Below are 21,100 nucleotides of genomic sequence, written 5' to 3' on the forward strand. Positions count from 1 at the left end.
GCAAGGTCAGTGCTTGTCATCAGCGCACACCAACTGCTGCCCCTGCACCTTTAGGCAAAGGCAGATCAGCATGCGCTGCCGCAAGTTTTGCCAATGGGATTGAAACCCGCGCGTCAGGCAAGCTCGCTTTGCGTGTCTCAAGACTGACGTGAATGAGCATATGTTCACCTGTGGCGATCAGTCGATCACCTTCCATCATACGGTGGAACAAATGAAGCTTTTTCCCTTCTCCAGAAAGGACTTGCGTCTCGACCTTAATCTTCGTGCCTGCATGCACTTCATCAATATGACGAATGTGCGTTTCCGCAGTAAAATAGCTACCACCGGATGCGATATAATCAGCGTCGCAACCAATGATGTGCATCAACTGATCTGTGGCGTCCCCGAAGGCTTGCAGGTATCGCGCTTCGTTCATGTGACCGTTGTAGTCTGTCCAATCAAGCGGAACAGCGCGTTGCACCGTGATGACAAGTTCAGCCAATTTAACAATATCATCAATACCTTTCGCCAAAGTACTCATGTTGGCATCTTGCGCTTTCAACAGCGTTCCAGCGCCATAGTCCTGCGCCTTGAGGCCCCGCAAGATCGTCACCAGATTGTTGTCACGAATGCGTTCAAGATCGCGGATGGTGTGATGGCCTGACTGATCGTCAGATTGCGATGCGATCTGATCAATCAGGTCGTCTGTAAGGTCAGGCACATCCATCAGCTTCGTCCAAGGCCATGACAAACACGGACCGAACTGTTCAATGAAATGACGCATGCCTGCTTCGCCACCGGCAATGCGATAGGTTTCGAACAGGCCCATTTGCGCCCAACGCAGACCAAAACCGTAACGGATCGCGTTATCGATTTCTTCCGTCGTTGCCACGCCGTCCTTGATCAGCCAAAGCGCCTCGCGCCAGACAGCCTCTAGAAAGCGGTCCGCGATATGCGCGTCGATTTCCGCGCGTACATGTAACGGGTACATTCCAATGTCCGTCAGAATTTCTTTCGCCTGATCAATCAGTTCAGGCGAGTTCTGATCCGATGGAACCAATTCAATCAACGGCAGCAAATAGACCGGATTAAAAGGGTGCGTGACCACGATCTGGGCTGGCCGCGTTGCCCCTTCTTGCAATTCAGAAGGTTTGAATCCGCTCGTCGAGGACCCGATGATTGCGTCGCCTTCACAGTGTTCTTGAAGGGACTGGTAGACCTTATGTTTTAACGGCAACCGCTCTGGCACGCTTTCCTGAATCCAGCATGCGCCCCGTACCGCGTCTTGGACATTATCATGGTAGCTAAGCTGCCCTTCGTCGGGCAGTGCCACATCAGACAAGCCCGGCAATGAACGCCGCGCGTTCGCGAGAACTTCGTCGATTTTGCGCTTGGCTTCGGGATCGGGATCAAAGACCTGTACGTCCCATCCCATCAGCAGGAATCGCGCAGCCCACCCGCCGCCAATAACCCCGCCACCAATGATTGCTGCTATGCGTGTCATTCCACGTTTCCTTGCGGTACCATGACAAGTCGCGACAAGTCATATCCATTAAAATCAAGCACTTCTCGCGCGGCATTCAAGCGGTCCGCGGGGATGTCCGGATCCCTATTCAGGATCCACCCGGACCTGCCGTCGGGCGCGCCTACGACAGCAGTGCGGTATCCATCGTCGGTCCACAAAACCCAATAATCGGACGCGCCGAATGGCAATGTCGGGAACGTCACAGCAAGCCGCCCCGGCCCGACAATGTCCGCAAAACCTGAAATCGTTGACTGGACAGTGCCGTCAAGATTGCGGCAGGTGTTCAATACCGTGATCTGACCATTATCGCCCTGTCCGTATTCCGCTGTCACGCCCGCGCAACCGCGTTCGAATGGCACGGGGAACCGTGCAACTTCGTACCAAGTACCGAGGTACTTTTCAGGTTCGAACAGCGCCTTTGATGCGATTTGCACGTCTGTATCGCGATAGACTTCGAACAGTCCACCAACGGGTTCGTCGGGTAGCGGGGCGGAGCATCCGGCCAAAGCGATTGCGAATAGAAGCCGCTTCATGATCGTGGGGACTGTTTTGTCAGCCCCAACTTTTTGCGTACCTCATCAGGGCCGATGATCCGTGCGCCAAGGTTCTCGACGATGCCCACAGCCTTTTCAACCAATTGCGCATTGGTCGCGAGAACGCCGCGGTCGAGCATCAGGTTATCTTCCAAACCGACACGGACGTTCCCACCTGCAAGAACAGAGGCCGCGACATACGGCATCTGTGATCGTCCCAACCCAAAGGCTGAAAATGTCCACGTATCAGGTACGTTATTGACCATCGCCATGAACGTATTCAGATCATCGGGCGCGCCCCAAGGCACCCCCATGCAAAGCTGTACCAAGGCGTCAGGTGCCAGCACACCGTCTTTGACCAGTTGTTTGGCGTACCAAAGGTGTCCGGTGTCGAAAGCTTCGATTTCGGGTTTGACGCCCAGTTCCGTCATCATCCGCCCCATGGCAGTCAACATGCCGGGCGTATTGGTCATGACATAGTCGGCTTCTGCGAAGTTCATTGTGCCGCAATCAAGCGTGCAGATTTCTGGCAAGCACTCGGCCACGTGCGCGACACGCTCGGCGGCACCCACCATGTCGGTGCCAGCAACGGGCGGCAATGGCGCGTCCGTTCCACCAAATACGATGTCGCCGCCCATACCCGCAGTCAGGTTCAGGACAACGTCGACCTCTGCATCGCGAATGCGATCAGTCACCTCGCGATACAGCGCCAAATCGCGGGACGGCACACCGGTTTCCGGATCACGCACGTGACAATGAACCACTGCGGCACCCGCCTTGGCGGCATCAATGGCGCTTACCGCAATTTGTTCAGGCGACCGCGGCACATGAGGGCTGCGATCCTGCGTGCCGCCCGACCCTGTCACGGCACAGGTGATAAACACCTCACGGTTCATCTCTAACGGCATGCAATGTCTCCCACTTTTATTGGGATGACCGTCCGCGATTTCAACGCGCGTGACAAGCGGGAAACGTGCCCTGATCTGCGGTTATCGCTTGGAGAAAAACATACGCCGTTGACGTGTGATTAGTAGGGCATCGGATGCGCGCGATGCGTCGCATCAATTTCTTGGCAAATCTCATCCGACAAGTTCAATGAAAGCCCTTTTAGCAGATGGCTCAATTGTGCCGTCGTCGTTGCACCAAAAATCGCAGAAACGGGGAACGGTCGTGTGCGTTGCCACGCCATTGCCATGTGCATTGGATCCAAGTCATGTTTCGCGGCAAGATCAAGATAGACCTGTGTGACAGGCAAAGTGCGATCCGTCATGCGCCCGCCCAGATCGCCATTCAAGGACAAGCGGCTGGCATCAGGCACAGCGCCGCCTTGATATTTGCCAGACAAGAGCCCGCAAGCCAGCGGTGAAAACGACAACAATGTCACATCTTCGTTCACGGCCATTTCCGCCATGTCGGTATCGTAAAGGCGGCACATCAAGGAATATTCGTTTTGCACAGACGCCATGCGCGGCAAGTTGTTTTCTTCCGCAAGACGGGTCCATTGCGTCATGCCCCACGCGGATTCATTGGACATGCCAATGCTGCGAATTTTGCCTGCCTTCACCATGTCATCAAGTGCAGTTAGCACGTCCATCATATGATCCATGGTCTGCGCGCGATCCTGACCCGACGGATCATACGTCCAGTTTTGGCGGAACATATAAGACCCGCGGACCGGCCAATGCATCTGATACAAGTCGATGACGTCCGTTTGGAGACGCTTCAGCGACGCATCAACCGCCTCTCTGATCACCTCACCATCGTAGCCACGGCCGTCGCGCACCCATCCCGGATTTGGTCCAGACACCTTCGTGGCGATTACAACGTCGTCGCGCCGCCTGCTTGATTTGATCCAATTGCCAACGATGCTTTCTGACATCCCCGCAGTTTCCGCAGAAATGGGGTTCACCGGATACGCCTCGGCAGTGTCAAAGAAATTGATACCAGCGTCCAAAGCCATATCCATTTGCTGATGCGCGTCGGTTTCAGGCGTTTGGTTGCCGTAGGTCATCGTGCCGAGACACCAATCGCTAACTTCAATGTCGGTGCGGCCAAGCTTAAGCATTTTCATAAGAGGGGAGCGTCCTTTTCCGAGGTCCAATTAGAACTTGTACAACATCGACAACCGCGTTGTTGTCACATCGGTTCCAAAATCACCGCCGACAAAATCGCGGATCATCTCAAAACGTCCGTCAAAACGATCCGTCACGGGCATCTGCGCGCCCAAGCCGTAAGTTTCACCGTCCGTGACGCTGTTACCGATCTTGTATTGGACGGCGCCCGCACTTGCGATCCCCGTAAACCGTCCAAAGTCATAGGTCACAAGGCCACGGACCCGCGAAGTTTCGCGCCCGTCGCCGTCGCCAAACTGGTGGCCCGTGTCCCCTTCGATGCCGATCCCCACTGGACCCACATCAAATACAACCCCCGCCATCAAAGACCCGAAGAATTCTTTATCGCCTGAATGTGGGTAGCCGTAATCAAGCCCTGCCCCAACATAGAGGTCTTGGGCAGCGACCGGTGCTGCCATGGAAATTGCGACTGCGGCCAAAACTGCTTGAATTTTCATTGATGATCTCCTGCAATGGATTTGGGGCCATATAATCCCGCGAAGATCAAAATGAAAAGCGACACCGCCGACATTCGCGAAACTGCACGACAGTTTGGCATCCGACTGGCATCTGCGCGCCGACGCGGTTAGAAGTCCTTCAAGACCTTAAAGGACACGAATTATGGCCCGTCATCTGATCACTTCAGCTATTCCTTACATCAACGGGATCAAGCATCTTGGTAACCTTGTGGGCAGTCAATTGCCTGCAGATTTGTTCGCCCGCTACTTGCGCGGACGCGGCCATGAGGTGTTGTTTTTGTGTGCAACCGACGAACATGGCACGCCGGCAGAACTAGCCGCCGCAAAAGCCGGCAAGCCCGTCGCGGAATATTGTGCTGAAATGCATGATGTACAGGCCAAGATTGCAGACGGTTTTGGTCTGTCGTTCGATCATTTTGGCCGGTCTTCATCACCGCAAAACCACGCGCTCACACAAGCTTTTGCCGGTCGCTTGGCTGAACAAGGGTTGATCCGCGAAGTCACCGAAGAACAGGTCTATTCCATCGCTGACGGTCGTTTCCTGCCGGATCGCTATATCGAAGGCACCTGCCCAAATTGTGGTTTTGACAGTGCGCGTGGCGATCAATGTGACAATTGCACGAAGCAATTGGACCCAACCGATCTGATTGATGCACATTCTACAATTTCCGGATCGACTGATCTGGAAGTCCGAACGACCAAACACCTGTACCTGCGCCAGTCAGAACTGAAAGGCGCATTGGCCGATTGGATCGAAAGCAAGAAAGACTGGCCTGTCCTGACAACGTCTATTGCGAAGAAGTGGCTCAATGACGGCGACGGGTTGCAGGACCGCGGGATCACACGCGATCTTGATTGGGGCGTTCCCGTCAAAAACGGGACAGAGGATTGGCCGGGCATGGAAGGCAAAGTCTTCTACGTGTGGTTCGATGCGCCGATCGAATACATCGCCTGCGCCCAAGAATGGGTTGATGCGGGCAAAGGGACCGATTGGGAAAGCTGGTGGCGCACTGACAAAGGTGCAGACGACGTGACCTACACCCAGTTCATGGGCAAAGATAACGTGCCATTCCACACGCTGTCGTTTCCGGCCACGATCATGGGCATGGATCAGGACTGGAAGCTGGTCGACTACATCAAATCTTTCAACTACTTGAACTATGATGGCGGCCAATTCTCAACCTCGCGCGGGCGTGGTGTGTTTATGGATCAGGCGCTCGAATTGCTGCCGTCCGACTACTGGCGCTGGTGGCTTTTGTCGCACGCACCGGAATCGTCTGACGCAGAATTCACGTGGGACCAGTTCCAAACCGATACCAACAAAGACCTCGCAGATGTGCTTGGAAACTTTGTCAGCCGGATCACCAAATTCTGCCGCTCGAAATTCTCTGAAGCCGTGCCAGATGGCGTCGCTTTTGGGCCAGCAGAGGAACAATTGATCGCTGATCTGACTGCACGCGTGCAAGCCTATGAAGGGTTCATGGACACCGTTGAAGTCCGCAAAGCCGCGGCTGAATTGCGTGCGATCTGGGTGTTGGGCAATGAATACCTACAAGCCAACGCGCCTTGGACCACGTTCAAAACCGAACCAGAAACGGCTGCGATGCAGGTCCGTGTGGGCCTGAACCTGATCCGCATCTATGCGATCCTGTCGAAACCGTTCATTCCGGACGCAAGTGCTGCGATGTTGACGGCCATGAAGACGGAAAATGGCGCTTGGCCAACGGACATGACAGTCGCGCTTAATGCCCTGCCTATCGGGCACGCGTTTGAAGTGCCTGAAAACCTGTTCCGCAAAATCACGGACGATGAACGCGCAGAATGGGCTGAACGCTTTGCTGGCACACGCGATTAACGGGGAATGATAGGGAAAGCCTGACCTTGGCACCCTGCCCCTACGTGATAGAGTTCGCCCAACTTTACTGAGTTGGGGAACGATATTCATGTTTAAGACACTTTCGACTGCCGTTGGCATTGCGCTCATGGCAAGCACAGCTATGGCAGCAACTTGCGGGAACGACGCTAGCGGTTTTGCGGCTTGGAAACAGGCCTTTGCCGCCGAAGCCGCTGCCAACGGCGTTGGTCAGGCTGGTCTGCAAGCCCTTGCAAACGCGTCCTATTCTACGTCTACAATTGCCGCAGACCGGAACCAGCGCGGTGTGAAATATGCGCTCGATGATTTCATTCGCATCCGTCTAGGATCGCTTGATAGCTTTGCAGGGCAAGCCCGCCGCGTGAAATCGCAAAATCCGGCGTTCTATACGTCCCTCGAACAAGTTTACGGCGTTCCTGCGGGCATTTTACTTGCGATTCACGGCATGGAAACTGGTTTTGGTCGCAACCTTGGCAACACCCCTGTTGTCGATTCTATCACAACGGTCGCCTACGACTGCCGCCGCTCGGCGTTCTTTGTGCCGCATGCGATTGCAGCGCTCAAGCTCGTTGATCGCGGAGGCCTTGCGCCTAATCAGCGCGGTGCTGCTCACGGCGAAATGGGACATACACAGTTCCTGCCCGGCAACGCATTGACCTACGGTGTCGACGCAGACCGCAACGGCCGCGTTGATCTTTATTCTGTTTCGGATTCGCTTGCATCGACCGCCAATTTCTTGCGCCAAAAGGGATGGCAGCCAGGTCAGCCGTATCAGGAAGGTACGCAAAACTTCCGCGTTCTGAATGAATGGAATGCTGCGACGGTTTACCAGAAAGCGATTGCATTGTCGGCTGTGCGCATCGACGGATAGATTGAAGAAATTCAATGCAAAACGGCGGCGCATCATCTGCGCCGCCGTTTTCGCTTTCACTTTTCGAACCTTAGCCGAAGACTTGCTTCGAGTTCTTCATGTATTGCGTCACAACGTTGTTCATACGTCCTTCCATGCCAAGGAAAGCAAGGAAGACCTCTGCACGCATCTCGTCAGTCAATTCTGCACCGCCGAGAGTTGCCTCGAGAACAGGACGGATCGTCGCCCATTCGTCAGCAACAACCTGAAGACCAGCAGCAATGGCATCGTTTGGCGGTGGACGAACGCCCACGCTTTCCATGCCGTTTTGCAATGCACCAAGCGAGATTTCAAACAATGTGATCGTCTCGCTCAATTCAGCCATGGCTTCTTCGTCGTGCACGTCTGATGCGATCAGACATACGTTCTTCGACATCCGGTTGGACAGCATACGCTGGCGGCCTGCGATTTCCAAAAGCAAGGCATCAGCATGTAGCAAGGCGACCGGATCAGCGTATTGGCCCGTAATCTCTGACACGAGAATTTGGGCTTCGCGCTGCAATGGATCACTTTGCTCAGCAAGGCTTTCCACGGCACCGATATCATTCGATGCGGCTTCTAGGCCATTGGCAAGCTCTTGCAATGGTTCCCATTTCGCGTTGAGATCTTCGATCGCACGCAAGGTCCGCGGACGCGTTTCTTCGCCCAAGATACCAAAGCCACGGTTGCCCGCCAAAAGCGCTTGATTGATGCGGCTGAAGTGATGCGTCGAGATATGCAGTACTGCAGCAGCTTCGGTTGTGGCAACGCCAGCGCTCAGATTGCAAGCCGCGGCCGTGATGCGTTCAGACAACGTGCCCAGTTGACCGGAAAGGTTGACCCTTTCACTTGAACCGACGTCTTTTGTGATGTCCGCAGACATGGCCGGAGATGCGGCCCATAGGCTAATCGCTGCTACGGCACCTTTAAAGACATGAGCCAACTTGACGTGTGACGTCGCACCTTCTGATGTGGTTTTTTCAAACATATTGTTTCCTTTGTCTAAGACTGTTCACAGCCAAATTGCGGCTCTGGAACAGTCTGGAATTGGGGGAATAGCGTGGCTTAGCCAGCTGTTTTCACCCAAACTTCCACACGACGGTTGATGCGACGGCCTTCGCTGGACACGTTACAACCCGATGGCGCAATTTCGCCGTAGCCAGCTGAATCGAGCGTATATCCGGCAATGTCATCACCAAGGAATTGTTCAAATTGTGCCAACGCTTGGTTTGCACGATCCTCAGACAATTTGCGGTTGCTATCAAATGCACCAACATCGTCTGTAAAGCCAACGAACAGAACTTCTGCGTCAGGTTCGGCTTTCAAGTAATCAGCCAAGCGCTGCATATCGACCAAACCACGTTCATCCAATGCGGATGATCCAGTCCGGAAACGGAAAGTTGTGGATAGACGGTCATATTCGACCATTTTCGCCAACATATCCCGCATGAATGCGCCTTCGTAAGCATCGACATTCGTGTTCAGCAGGGCCCGTCCACGATCACTGTCCAAAGATTGGATCCGGCGATCAATGCTCAGGCCGATGAAACCCGACTTCGAGATGACAGCATCGGCCGCAGGCGAAGTCGCGTATGTCAGGAAGTCAGACATCTGCTCTGAATCCGCATCTGCGCGGTTATATAGGTATAGGCGACGCTGCAGCGCATATTCTTCTGTCCGTGCAGAGAACGCGTCGGCGCGGATCGAGAGGCCACATTCGTTGATCAACGTCAGCGGCTTGGCACCACGTTGGAAGGCGTATCCAACAAAACCAATCGCATTTTCGTACTCATTGACCACCTCAGACACTTTGCTGTTGTCGTTGGCGATACGTACTTCGAGCGGGGCCAATTCAAGCTCTGGCTTGTCACCGAAAATGGCGTTGGAGAACACAGCCCGTGTACCAGACCCTTCTGGACGATCAACAACCAGGATTTTGCCTGGATTACCGCCGACTTCGGACCAATCTTTGATCTCACCGGAATAGATTTTACCGAGCTCTTCGGTTGTCAGTGTATCAATTGGGTTGCTCGGGTGTGTAATCACAACAAGGCTATCGACCGCAACGATATGCTCTTGCGATGGGCTCACCATGTTGCCTGCACCAGCGTCGCGCAATGCACGGGCTTCATCTGGGCGAATACGGCGGGATGACATCCCGATGTGTGCCTCGTTTTCAAGCAGTGTGCTAAAAGCGTCGTTGGAACCAGCCGATTTGACCAGGTAAGATCCCAGATTATCGCCGTAGCCGTCATCGCCGATCAATTCAGCGACGATGTTGTTGTCCGCGCCAGCACTAATCGTGGCTGCGGCTTGGATATTACCAGCGTAGCCTTCCAAAAGCAGTGGGACAAGGCCGCTACCCAGCGTATCGGAACCTGCGATTTGGACATCCGCGCTATCGATTTCGAAAACGGGGCAAGATTCGCCTTCACACGTCACCCGGGTCGCTGCGATCCGCAGGTCACCCAGTGGTGTGCGTACCATGTAGCTGTTGTCTTCAAATGCCAGAAATTCGCCGGTCAAGTTCACAGTACCATCGGCGGACTTCAGTGTAACGTCGCCAGCCATGACGTTGGTCGGTAGAACCGCTGCGCCTACGATAGATAGAATGCAGAATGCACCTGCCTTGATAGAAAAACCTGAGTTCTTCATTGTTTGTCTCCTCACAAGATTTACCCACCAGACAACGTTGTGATGAATTCACATATTGTGTCGTCTTGGTTTCGACCGGTAGCCCGGCAATGAGACATAGTGTTGGGTACCAATTGCGTACAAAATGAGACCAGTTCTCGTCGATTTCACAGATTGTTCACCAGTTTGCGTCTGACCGGGCGTCAGAGGCTTACAACCCTTGAGTTTATTGAGTTAATTTATGCATTAAATTTTTGGTGGCATTCCAAAATACCCCAATTATGGCAAATTTGTATTATACTTGCCGCAATTGGACGTAGTTTTGTACCATCCCACTCGGGAATTCGCACGATCTAGGGGCATTGTCAGCCCCAAGTGTAAGCTATGCGACATACCGTTAGGTCAACTTCGCACATGCTTTGGTTGAATACAGAGTTGCTGTTTTCCAAATCAATCAACGTTGGAAGCACTTAGATGAAACACATACCGTCAGCACGGTCATCCCACATCAGCCGCAGGCGTTTCTTACAAACATCGGCAGGTATCGTTGTCGCGTCTTTCTTGCCCCCGCCCAGTTCAGCCGGACAGGCAAGTCAGGCCCAAGTTGGGAATACTGCATCACCTTCACCCGGTGTTGCGACACAACGGATTGATGGTGTCGCGAAGGTGACGGGCCAAAAAGTCTACGCGCGTGATTTCAGCGCCGCCGATATGGGCACGCCCTGGCCGACGAAACAATGCTATGCGATGTTCTTGCGTGCGCTTACGACTGAACAGGTCTTTCTGGGGATCAAGTCCTACGCACTGCCGCCCGCTGCCAAAAAGGGCAAGCTGATCCTAGGTGACCAACTCAGCGACGCCCAGCGATCTCCGCAAATCAGTTCTGCGCGTGATTTACATATCGACGAACAGATCGAAGCGCTGGCCAGCATCGCACCCGACCCCGAAGGTTTTGATCGTCCCAGCGCAGTTGTTTACGATCTGATCGTTCAGCCCGGCAATGTGCCGGACTTCCTTGGGCAAGCCGTGGCTTTGCTGATCTTCGATGACTTTCCAAGTTATCATGCCGCCCGCACAGCGATGCAATTCCAAGACAACCAATTCCAGTCCTACGGCGATCCCGAGGGGCCTTTGCCCCCAAAAGGTGTCGCATTCGACCCCAAGACGACCTACGTCAAATACGCCTTGGACGGCGAGACGTTCGATTCCGCAACGGCCAACGCCTACACATATCCTTACGAAGTCGAGGGATACCGCCAAAAGATTGACGATCGCCTTTCTCAAATTGATGGCCTGATCCAACAAGACTTAGCCTGCGACATGCGGGCCATGGATCCGATGTTCATGGAACCTGAGGCAGGACTTGCTTGGCTGGACGAAACCACGCCTGAAAAAACGTTGCGATTGGTTCTCGGCACGCAATCTCCTGACGGCGACGTCAAAGACATTTTGTCGATTTATAATGATGAAGATGACGCCCCGCATAAATTAAGCGCAGTCGAACTGACCAGTTGCTATCCGGGCGGAGGATTTGGCGGTCGCGATAAATCTCCGTTTTCGTTGATGCTGGCATTAACTGCCGCCTTCACGGACGGACGCCCCGTAAAACTGATGTATGATCGGTTCGAACAGTTCCGCGTTGGCCTGAAACGACACGCCGCAACGCTGCAGGGACAGGTGTCGGTCGGACCGGACATGATGCTGCAGAATATCGCAATGACGATGCAGTTTGATGGGGGTGGACGCAAAAACCTAAGCCCTTATGTCGCCAGCCTTGCCGCCCTTTGCGCTGGTGGCGCCTACAAGACGCCGATGGCGAATATCTATGCGGATGCGATCCATTCCGAAAATATCTCGGGTGGGTCGCAGCGCGGGTTCGGTGGCCCACAGGCGTTCTTTGCGATTGAAACGGCGCTCGACGATATCGCACGTAATCAAGAATGGGATCCGATTGCGTTGCGTCGCAAGAACATCATCAAAAAAGGTGAAACAACGGTCGTTGGTGGACCGATTGATCAGGAACTGCAGCTCAGTCAGATGCTGGATGTCGCGGAGCAACATCCTCTTTGGCGTGATCGCGCGGACTTAAAACTCAAGAACGAAACGGTTGGCAAATCCTATGGGACGGGAATGGCAATGTCGTTGCAGGCCTACGGCACGTCGGGCGATGGCACAGTAGCTGCTGTAATACTGCAAGACGACGGTACGTTCTGCGTGCAATCCGATGCAGTTGACATGGGCAACGGGTCGGCAACGACCCTTGGCGTCGTCATTGGCGATATCCTAGGGTCAAATGCCACGCAGGTTGATATGGGGGGGTATACATTGTTTGGGCAAACCGGCCTTACGACCGATGACCCTGACGGCCTGCGTTGGGACAATCCAAGTTGGACGGCAAAGGGCGTGGGATCGTCATCCGCCTGCCTAACCGCACTGCATCAAGTGCACGTGGTCCAGCAAACGGCGAAAGCCTTCTTTATTGCGACTGTGTTGCCAGTTGCCCGACAGGTCTGGGGCCTGCCTGACCTAACAGCGGCAGACGTCACTTGGATCGACGGCGCGCTTACGCTCGTAAATGGCGCAACCGACCCGATCACGTTGACAGATATCGCGGCAATCGCGGGGGAGATGAACCTGCCGCGCGGTACGCTCGGCCACGCCTATTTCCAGAATACATGGGCCGAAGGTGACTATGAAATTGGCGGTGGTACCGAACATCTGATCTTGGACGGTCTTGCGATCTATCTGGATGGTGACACCCAAGCCCAACCTGTCAAACGGCAAAACGGGTTCGGGCCACAAGACCATACCAAAGCGTTCTCCCGTTTTGTTTGGGCTCCTTGCGTCAACATTGTCGCCGTGACCGTGGATACCGACACAGGTCGGGTCCAAGTCAAAAACGTAGTCAGCGTTTTGAATGCAGGCCGCGTGCATGTGCGCGAATTGGTATCAGGCCAAAGCCAAGGCGGCGTGGCAATGGCGATAAGCTACACACTACACGAAGACCTACCGCCCGGCATGGCGGGTCCCGCAAATGGCACATGGAACCTGAACCGATATCATGTCGCCCGTTTTCAGGATGTGCCAATCAAAACATCTTACGTTGAAGGCGAACGATCCCAAGAACTGCACATTATGCCTGAAACGCCCGGCGATAATGGACAGGGTCGCGGCATCGCCGAGGCTGTCATGTGTTCGATCCCGCCTGCGATTTCAAACGCGATCAAGGACGCAATAGGCGTGCGCCTTACGTCTTTGCCCATCACATCCGAAAAAGTCTTGGAAGGATTACAGTCATGACCATTTCCTTCACGATCAATGGACAGCCGCAGTCTGTTCAGGATGACGCAGGTGACATCAAGCTGCTCGACTACATGCACGAGATGATGACGCCCAGCTTGACCGGCACCAAATTTTGCTGCGGTATGGGAATTTGTCGCGCCTGCACGGTGTCGATGACCAAGGCCCCGAACCCAAACGCGGAACCCATCGTCAGTTGCTCCACCGCCCTTGCCACGGTGAACGGTGCCGATATCACAACAATCGAAGGCGTGTCGGACGGCGGTGCCTTGCTGCCCATTCAAACAGCGTTTCTCAAACATTTCTCTTTTCAATGTGGATACTGCACACCCGGGTTCGTGATGGCGTCTCAAATTTTCCTCGACTGGCTTACGACCGCACCAGTGACCGAGGCCGAATTAGACGCAGCAATCGAAGACGCGATCGGCGATCATATCTGCCGCTGCACCGGTTATGTCCGCTACCAAGAAGCCTTGCGTGAAACAGCTTTGGCCGTGATCAACAGCGAGGCCGCGCAATGAAGTCTGTGATCCTTGCTGCGCTTGCGGCTCTTTTACTGACGGTCACCGCCATTTGGGCCTTCGAAAGTGAAGAGCACGAAGTCTATGTTTTGCAATGCGTTGAACAGATCGCGGATATTCCGGATTTTTCTTGTGGCGATGGCGAAGTGGTGCCCGTGACGGTTAACGGTCAACCTGTCACCTACGATACATTTCAGGCGGGCATGGACTGCGACCGGCCAGCCCTGCTCAGCAACGGACATGAGTCGGACGGGCAGTGTGTGCCGGGGTCACGCATTCTGAACCTTTCCACTGATGCCGCACAAATTTCGGCTATGTGCAGACAGAAACACAACCGCCCTGCCAATGAATTCGCCTTCGATGAAATCGACATTATCGCCCATAATCCCGGCACAGGGGCGACCTGCTGGTTCCAAGCAAAAGCAGATGATCCTGACGCGCCGATTGACGGGACGCAGGTTGTGTCGCCAACCAATCCCGCAGCACCTGCGATCTGGGCTGATCCCGACGCATTGGTCACCGACGGCTGCGGAAATTGCCATGACAACGATCCGTTCATGTATTCACCGTTCGTCGGTCAGGTCTGGGACGAAATCCCAGCCAATCCGCTAGGGCCCTATTACCATGTCGGTGCTGAATTCGGTTTTGATCAATGGCCGACCAAGACGTTTGATTTGCGGGACAATACCTGTCTTGGCTGCCACCGGATCGGGCGGCAGACAACCTGCGACACACTGACCGACTGGATGACAGGAGCCACCGTGCCCGAAGGGGCTGATCCGTTGGCGCAACAATACCCGCTGTCACATGCGATGCCTCCCGAACACGGCCTCACGCGCGCCGCGTGGAGCACATTTCACAGCACCTCTGTTGCTGACATCAAGTCGTGCTGCGAAAATCCGGATCAACAGATGTGTGCACTGACCGAACTGCCAAAATACTGAGATTGGTAAGGTGGTACCCGCGGCCGGACTCGAACCGGCACGGCCTTTCGGCCAAGAGATTTTAAGTCTCCGATGTCTACCATTCCACCACGCGGGCACGTGCTTGAATGGCTTTTGTCTATGCGGTCATTTGCGCAGGGGCAAGGGTCGTGCGCTAGATTTCCTCGCCATCTGGTTCAACAATAAGACTGCGTTCGGCAAGCCACGGATTCAGCGCCAGTGCCTCTCGCAAAATCACCTGTGCTTCTTCTGCGCGGCCCATGCCCATCAGCGTCAGCGCTTTGCCCGACAAAGCCGCTATGTGGGTCGGCATGATCGCTAAAGCTGCGTCCAGATCGTACAAAGCCGCGTCAAAATCTTGCCGTAAGAAGCTTGAAAATGCACGTTGGTTATAGCCTTCGGCGTAATCCGGGCAGTATTCAATCAACTGGTCCAAAGTGTCGCGCGATCCTAGGAAATCGTATCCTTCGCGTTGACGCATCCCACGATCCAGCAGCTCTTGGGCCCGCGCATCAGGTGCGTCGGTCCACAGTTTCCAAAGCTCCTGTGTTAATGGTCGCGCGCCGGTTCCATCCGAAAGCCCCTGTAACGAAGCAATAATCTCAGCTTGCCGCACTGAATGATCTGCCGCGGCAGGGCAGGTTTCAGCAAACGCGGGCGTGGCCAAGAGGCTGCAAAAGATGATCCATTTCATGCTGTATGATCTGTTACGCGGACCAAATCCGTCAAGTCACAATGCCGCGCTTGACCTCGCTGCCCCATTCGCCGAACGTCGGCACATGTTTCCAATCCGCGATCACAACCCGTCTGAATCCACGCCTTACGTGACCTACGCGCTTATCGCGATCAACGTGATCGTCTATTTGTATGGCCTTGTGGCGTTGACGGACGATGCGACCTTGAATCGTTTCTACTATGACTACGCGATGATCCCTGCACGGATTAACGCAGGCGAAAACTATCCATCTTTAGTGACATCGATCTTTATGCATGCGGGCTTAATGCACCTGGCTGGGAACATGCTGTTTCTCTGGATATTTGGGGACAACATGGAAGAAGAAATGGGACCGATCCCATTCCTTGCCTTCTATCTATTGTCTGGCGTCGGTGCTGATCTGGCGCAATACGCATCGGGGCCAACGTCACAGGTCGCCACTGTTGGCGCATCTGGCGCGATTGCAGGCGTGATGGGCGGCTATCTGTTGATGTTCCCGAAAGCCAAAGTCGATATTTTGCTGATCCTGATTGTGTTCTTCAAGATATTCCCGGTGCCGTCATGGATCATGCTTGGGCTTTGGTTCCTGCTACAACTGGTCGGCGGCGTTGGGGCCGATCCAAATGGCGGCGGCGTCGCCTACTGGGCACATGCAGGCGGGTTTATCATCGGTTTCGTGCTGACCCTACCGATGTGGCTGAAACGCGGCGCTGCGGGATATTGGGATGCCACAGACGGCCATCCGCCACATCCCGACGCACAGTATCGTTTTCAGAAATCGTCAATTCCGGTCGTCAAACGACGCTGATTAACCGTTGCGAACGACTTTTGCGAAAGTCGAGAAAACAGCTTCGTTTGCTGCGATCAACGCGCCGTCGTTCAGTTCGTCGCCTTCAGGGTCCATTGGTTCCAGCAAACCGCCAGCTTCTTTGACGATGATAATACCAGCGGCAATATCCCAAACCTTTAGGCGCCGTTCCCAGAACCCATCGTAACGACCAGCCGCAACATAAGCGAGATCAAGGGACGCCGCGCCAAACCGGCGCACACCAGCCGTTGCCGGCAAAATACGCGCGAGGTCTTGCAACGTTTCTGGCAAATCGGCGCGTCCGGCGAATGGCAGACCCGTAGAGAAAAGGCATTCGTTCATCCGGTGACGTGCGGATACCCGCATCCGGCTTTCATTCATGAATGCACCCTGCCCTTTTTCGGCATAGAACATTTCGTCCTTCACGGGATCATAGATGACGCCAGCAACGATTTGACCTTTGTGTTCCAACGCAATGGAAACGGCCCAATGTGGCAAACCGTGAAGGAAATTCGTTGTCCCATCCAGCGGGTCAACGATCCAACGGCGCGTTGGATCTTCGCCTTCGATGCTGGACCCTTCTTCACCCAGAAAGCCGTAACTTGGACGGGCTTCCATCAGGTCTTCACGAATAGTCTCTTCAGCCTGCTTGTCCGCGCGCGTGACAAAGTCACCCGGCCCCTTGGTGCTGACCTGAAGCTGTTCGACTTCGGTAAAGTCTTTCAACAACGTCCGGCCCACCTTGCGCGCCGTTTTCATCATCACGTTGAGATTCGCACTGCCTGACATGGGGGCCTCCGATTGCAGGATGAAACGGGGCTATAGGCTGCAACGCTTTTCGGAACAAGAGCAGAGGTCGATTTTGTTGGGGGTCGCTTAACGCAAAATTGAGAGCTGCGTGGTGTATTCGGCAGAAATAGCGCGGGACACCAATGTCTTTATCACTTGTTGACCATTTTTCGTACCAAACCCGTGTCGCTGTGCATGTAAACAATCGTGACGCGCTGAAACGACTTTTCGCGGCGATGATGATCATGACCGTCTGCTGGCTATTTGGTGATCAAAGGGCTGCAGTATTCTGGTCAGCCGTTATCGTCTGTTCTGAACTATTGGGACGAATCGTAAATCGCCGCGTTTCGTTAAACGGACCGCCGCTGCCCTTTGGCCTTTGTCTTGCAATCTGGGCGGTCAATTGGCTGACGCTTTGGCCGATGCTTGTTCCTGCGGTCGTTCTCGCTGGGCATGGATCCGACGCATTGTTGGTCGCGAGTTTACTGTGGCTGTTTGGAATTCATGTTCATATTTCGAATTCCTATGCGGCGCTGCCATTCTTCAATTGGAGCTTAATGATCCCCGCATTTGCCATGACAGCGATCATGTTTTGGCAAGCCTATATGGCCCCACCTATCGCATCGACATTGCTAGAATGGTGCGCGGCGACCGCAATGCTTTTGGTCTATGCGGGCAACACGCTTCAAACGATGTCCGCGCAAAAAGACACGCTGGTGAAGTTGGCAGAAGCGCGCAAAGACGCTGACAAACGCCTGTCAGAGTTGGAATTTCTGACACGGCATGACCACCTGACGGGTCTCATGAACAGACGCGCGTTCGAAGAAGCCGCGACAGCGTTATTGCCTAGGCGAAGCAATAGGGATCGCAACCAGCTCGGTTATTTTCTGATCGATTTGGATGGCTTCAAACCGATCAACGATAGCTACAGCCACAAAGCAGGTGACGCTGTTTTGGTGACGGTTGCAGAACGGTTAACCAAGTTTGTCGGTAACAGCGGGGTCGTCGCGAGATTGGGCGGAGACGAATTTGCGACCGCCATTTCAGGGGTCCGCAACGCGGCCCAGGCGATGCGGCTCGCCAACGAAATTGCAACGCTCATTAAGCAACCGATCATGGTGGATCACAAACGTCTGGAAGTCGGCGCGAGCGTCGGCGTTGCGCTTACCACGTCGACGCAAGACAGTTTGGCAGGCATTGCTTCTGGCGCCGATCAAGCGATGTACAAGGCAAAAGGCGATCCCGGACAGGTGGCTTTTGTCTATGATAGGGACAGTTTTCCTGTGCGTGCATCGTTGGATGACCGCATCACCATCCTGCGTGCAATGCAAAAACAAAACATTGCCCCGTATTACCAGCCCAAGATCAATCTGGATACCGGCTTCATTGAAGGTTTCGAAGCGTTGTCCCGTTGGCGTCATCCAACACGCGGCATTCTTCTCCCCGGAAAATTTTTACCATATATCAATGAACTAGGGCTTCAAACTGATTTTCTAATGCGGACGACCGGTCTGGTCTTGCAGCAAATCGAAGACTGGCTAGAGCTGGGTTTCGACCCCGGTGAAGTATCTGTCAATTTACCAGAAGTCACGCTTGCAACGCTGTCAGGTCGGGCGGCGGTCATGGACCTTATCGAAAAATTTCCACGTGCGCGTGCAAAATTAACTTTTGAGGTCACCGAGGACGTTTTCATTGCGAGGTCCGGGAACCTCATCCAAGAATCCATCGCAGCGTTTCGACAGGCAGGAATCCGCATTTCGCTCGACGATTTTGGAACAGGATTCGCGTCGTTCAAACATTTACGCGAACTCGAATTTGACGAACTGAAGCTTGATACCGGTTTTGTGCGCGGGCTGGGTCATGACAAAGCCGCAGAAGTACTTGTCGCAGGGTTTCTTGGAATTGGTAAGGGGTTGGGTGTCAAGGTTATTGCCGAAGGCGTTGAAACCGAAACGCAACGAACGCTTCTACGCAAAATGGGGTGTTCTGTGTGCCAAGGGTTTTACTACAGTCCAGCGATGCCCAGCAAGGAGGCGCGCAATGCGCTATGGCGGCAGCACACCCTTGGCGTTCCTTTCACAAACACCCAAAAATCTGCGGAAGGGTCGGGTGACGCAGCTTAATTGCGCTGCAATTTAACCGCTTCTTGTCGTGCTAGACGGATCAAATGCGACATGAACGGCAGACTTGTTTCTTCCGTCCGCGTCGCCGCATACAGGCGCCGCGTCACACCATTCTTTGTCAGAGGCAATGTGACATAATCGGAATTGTAACGCACCTGCCGCACGACCCAGTCAGGCAGAACTGCAACCCCCCTATTCGAAGCAACCAACAGCAAAATGACGGCCGTCAATTCAACCTGTCTGATCGCCTTTGGCTCAACACCATTGGGAATAAGCAGTTGACTGAAAACATCTAAACGTTCGCGATCGACGGGATAGGTAATCAACGTTTCCCCTGCGAAATCAGACGCTTCTACAAACTTCTTTTGTGCCAAGGGATGATTGGACGCAGCCACGAAGACCGGTTCGTAGTCGAAAAGCGGCGTAAAATCTGTGCCTGGCAAATCTTCGGGATCGGAGGAAACAACCAAATCCACTTCTTCTTTTCGCAAAGCAGGCAATGCGTCAAACGCAAGCCCCGGCCTAATATCGACATCAACGTCAGGCCACGCCTTGCGGAACTCTTCCAAAACAGGAAACAGCCATTCAAAGCAGGCATGACATTCAATCGCTATATGAAGACGTCCAGATTTACCCGCGATCAACCCTTCGAATTCTAACTCCAACGCGGCGACTTGAGGCAATATGTTTTCAGCCGCAACGAGCAAACGCATCCCTGCCGCAGACAGCTTCAATGGCTTTGACCGCCGGACGAACAGCTCCACCCCAGCTTGATCCTCGATTCCCTTGATCTGATGGGATAAGGCCGACTGCGTTATGTTGAGCTGATCGGCTGCCCGCGCGAGACCGCCGGCATCGTGGATAGCTTTGATCGTGCGCAGGTGGCGGAACTCGATATGCATTGTGAGTACAACTCATCATCTTGGTGAAAGTTATGAAATTGTCTCATGTACCGCAAAATGAGACAAGCGATTAACCCAAAAGGATCCGTCTCATGACTTTGCCAAATGTATCTTTCGAGTTCTTTCCGCCTAAATCACTTGCCGGTTCTTTCCGGCTTTGGGACTGCGTCAACACGCTGGCCCCACTTGACCCTACATTTGTTTCAGTCACTTACGGGGCAGGCGGCACGACACGTCAACTGACCCACGATGCTGTCACCACGATCCACAAAACGAGCGGCATGAATGTTGCCGCCCATTTGACATGCGTCGATGCAACGAAGGCAGAGACGCTGGAAATCGCGCAATCCTATGCCGACAACGGTGTGACCGATATTGTGGCCCTGCGGGGCGACGCGCCTCAAGGGGCTGAAAAATTTACGCCGCATCCGGAAGGATATGGCTCATCCATTGACCTAATCGTCGGGCTTGCGGAAACGGGTCTGTTCAACATCCGTGTCGGCGCCTACCCTGAAAAACATCCCGAAGCACGTGATCAAGCTGCTGATATTGCGTTCTTAAAAAGCAAATTCGACGCTGGTGCGACGTCAGCGATTACTCAGTTCTTTTTCGAAGCCGAAACATTTTTCCGGTTCCGCGATGCTTGTGTAAAAGCGGGCATAGATGGGCCAATCATTCCGGGGATCTTGCCAATTGAAAACTGGTCAGGTGCCGAGAAATTCGCGCGGCGCTGCGGTACATCCATTCCGCAGGTCGTCAGCGATGCATTCGCAAACGCGACACGCGACGGCACCGCAGATTTGCTTGCCACGGCCTTAGCGACCGAACTTTGTGATGATTTGCTGACGGGTGGCGTCGAAGATTTGCATTTTTACACGTTGAACCGCCCTGAATTGACGCGTGACGTCTGCCATGCTCTTGGCGTCACCCCGAAAGCGCAATTGCAAAACGTGGCCTGACCCGACAAGTTGCGGC

18 protein-coding genes and 1 tRNA gene are annotated in these 21,100 nt (G+C 54.0%); 8 read left to right on the plus strand and 11 right to left on the minus strand.

Translation table 11 applies throughout. The annotated features are described in order from the left end of the window. Positions 1 to 19: 19 nt before the first annotated feature. From K3729_14260 to K3729_14280, 5 genes are all read right to left on the minus strand, one after another. Positions 20 to 1,483 (minus strand): carnitine 3-dehydrogenase, encoded by a 1,464-nt coding sequence (locus K3729_14260; protein UWQ98588.1) that lies wholly within the window; start codon positions 1,481 to 1,483, stop codon positions 20 to 22. Beyond that, positions 1,480 to 2,037 carry a lipocalin family protein gene (locus tag K3729_14265; protein UWQ98589.1) on the minus strand — a complete coding sequence of 186 codons (558 nt, stop codon included), beginning with the start codon at positions 2,035 to 2,037 and terminating at the stop codon, positions 1,480 to 1,482. Before K3729_14265 ends, K3729_14260 begins: the two co-directional genes overlap by 4 nt. Continuing rightward, positions 2,034 to 2,945: a 3-keto-5-aminohexanoate cleavage protein gene (locus tag K3729_14270; protein ID UWQ98590.1), complete on the minus strand. Its 912-nt coding sequence runs from the start codon at positions 2,943 to 2,945 to the stop codon at positions 2,034 to 2,036. Before K3729_14270 ends, K3729_14265 begins: the two co-directional genes overlap by 4 nt. 119 nt (positions 2,946 to 3,064) lie before the next feature. Beyond that, the gene (locus K3729_14275; GenBank protein ID UWQ98591.1) at positions 3,065 to 4,108 is read right to left on the minus strand and encodes an aldo/keto reductase; all 1,044 of its coding nucleotides are present in this window, start codon (positions 4,106 to 4,108) and stop codon (positions 3,065 to 3,067) included. A gap of 30 nt (positions 4,109 to 4,138) precedes the next feature. Further along, on the minus strand, positions 4,139 to 4,606 hold the full coding sequence (locus K3729_14280) for a hypothetical protein (protein ID UWQ98592.1): 468 nt from the start codon (positions 4,604 to 4,606) through the stop codon (positions 4,139 to 4,141). A 163-nt stretch (positions 4,607 to 4,769) separates the two neighbouring features. On the opposite strand from K3729_14280, the gene metG reads away from it, so the two are divergent. Both metG and K3729_14290 read left to right on the plus strand, forming a co-directional pair. Further along, entirely contained in the window at positions 4,770 to 6,482 is a 1,713-nt protein-coding gene (gene metG / locus K3729_14285; protein UWQ98593.1) for a methionine--tRNA ligase, read from the plus strand. A gap of 88 nt (positions 6,483 to 6,570) precedes the next feature. Further along, positions 6,571 to 7,371 carry a lytic murein transglycosylase gene (locus tag K3729_14290; protein UWQ98594.1) on the plus strand — a complete coding sequence of 267 codons (801 nt, stop codon included), beginning with the start codon at positions 6,571 to 6,573 and terminating at the stop codon, positions 7,369 to 7,371. Positions 7,372 to 7,441: 70 nt separating this feature from the next. Here K3729_14290 and K3729_14295 read toward each other — a convergent pair whose 3' ends face one another. Together K3729_14295 and K3729_14300 are read right to left on the minus strand one after the other, a co-directional pair. Further along, positions 7,442 to 8,377 carry a type IV pili methyl-accepting chemotaxis transducer N-terminal domain-containing protein gene (locus K3729_14295; protein UWQ98595.1) on the minus strand — a complete coding sequence of 312 codons (936 nt, stop codon included), beginning with the start codon at positions 8,375 to 8,377 and terminating at the stop codon, positions 7,442 to 7,444. A 77-nt stretch (positions 8,378 to 8,454) separates the two neighbouring features. Continuing rightward, positions 8,455 to 10,044 carry a substrate-binding domain-containing protein gene (locus K3729_14300; protein ID UWQ98596.1) on the minus strand — a complete coding sequence of 530 codons (1,590 nt, stop codon included), beginning with the start codon at positions 10,042 to 10,044 and terminating at the stop codon, positions 8,455 to 8,457. A gap of 453 nt (positions 10,045 to 10,497) precedes the next feature. On the opposite strand from K3729_14300, the gene K3729_14305 reads away from it, so the two are divergent. From K3729_14305 to K3729_14315, 3 genes are read left to right on the plus strand one after another with little or no spacing between them, the layout of a single operon-like run. Next, the gene (locus K3729_14305) at positions 10,498 to 13,323 is read left to right on the plus strand and encodes a molybdopterin-dependent oxidoreductase (GenBank protein ID UWQ98597.1); all 2,826 of its coding nucleotides are present in this window, start codon (positions 10,498 to 10,500) and stop codon (positions 13,321 to 13,323) included. Then, the gene (locus K3729_14310) at positions 13,320 to 13,844 is read left to right on the plus strand and encodes a 2Fe-2S iron-sulfur cluster binding domain-containing protein (GenBank protein UWQ98598.1); all 525 of its coding nucleotides are present in this window, start codon (positions 13,320 to 13,322) and stop codon (positions 13,842 to 13,844) included. Before K3729_14305 ends, K3729_14310 begins: the two co-directional genes overlap by 4 nt. Then, a complete protein-coding gene (locus K3729_14315; protein ID UWQ98599.1) occupies positions 13,841 to 14,788 on the plus strand; it encodes a hypothetical protein in 948 nt (315 codons plus the stop codon). Before K3729_14310 ends, K3729_14315 begins: the two co-directional genes overlap by 4 nt. Before the next feature lie 11 nt (positions 14,789 to 14,799). On the opposite strand, the gene K3729_14320 is transcribed toward K3729_14315, so the two are convergent. Together K3729_14320 and K3729_14325 are read right to left on the minus strand one after the other, a co-directional pair. Then, a tRNA-Leu gene (locus K3729_14320) sits at positions 14,800 to 14,885 on the minus strand. A gap of 57 nt (positions 14,886 to 14,942) precedes the next feature. Then, positions 14,943 to 15,482, minus strand: a complete 540-nt coding sequence (locus K3729_14325) for a hypothetical protein (protein ID UWQ98600.1) — start codon at positions 15,480 to 15,482, stop codon at positions 14,943 to 14,945. 85 nt (positions 15,483 to 15,567) lie between these two features. Between K3729_14325 and K3729_14330 the strand changes: the two genes are divergently transcribed. Then, complete coding sequence (locus K3729_14330; GenBank protein ID UWR01070.1) at positions 15,568 to 16,311, plus strand: rhomboid family intramembrane serine protease; 744 nt, start codon at positions 15,568 to 15,570, stop codon at positions 16,309 to 16,311. On the opposite strand, the gene K3729_14335 is transcribed toward K3729_14330, so the two are convergent. Further along, on the minus strand, positions 16,312 to 17,100 hold the full coding sequence (locus tag K3729_14335; GenBank protein ID UWQ98601.1) for an inositol monophosphatase: 789 nt from the start codon (positions 17,098 to 17,100) through the stop codon (positions 16,312 to 16,314). Positions 17,101 to 17,243: 143 nt separating this feature from the next. Between K3729_14335 and K3729_14340 the strand changes: the two genes are divergently transcribed. Continuing rightward, a complete protein-coding gene (locus K3729_14340) occupies positions 17,244 to 19,223 on the plus strand; it encodes an EAL domain-containing protein (GenBank protein UWQ98602.1) in 1,980 nt (659 codons plus the stop codon). Here K3729_14340 and K3729_14345 read toward each other — a convergent pair. Then, positions 19,220 to 20,125, minus strand: a complete 906-nt coding sequence (locus K3729_14345) for a LysR family transcriptional regulator (GenBank protein UWQ98603.1) — start codon at positions 20,123 to 20,125, stop codon at positions 19,220 to 19,222. The two genes, K3729_14340 and K3729_14345, sit on opposite strands and share 4 nt — an antisense overlap. A 92-nt stretch (positions 20,126 to 20,217) precedes the next feature. On the opposite strand from K3729_14345, the gene metF reads away from it, so the two are divergent. Continuing rightward, on the plus strand, positions 20,218 to 21,084 hold the full coding sequence (metF, locus tag K3729_14350; GenBank protein UWQ98604.1) for a methylenetetrahydrofolate reductase [NAD(P)H]: 867 nt from the start codon (positions 20,218 to 20,220) through the stop codon (positions 21,082 to 21,084). Positions 21,085 to 21,100: the final 16 nt, after the last annotated feature.

The sequence above is a fragment of the Rhodobacteraceae bacterium S2214 genome (assembly GCA_025141675.1).
Lineage (GTDB): Bacteria > Pseudomonadota > Alphaproteobacteria > Rhodobacterales > Rhodobacteraceae > Yoonia.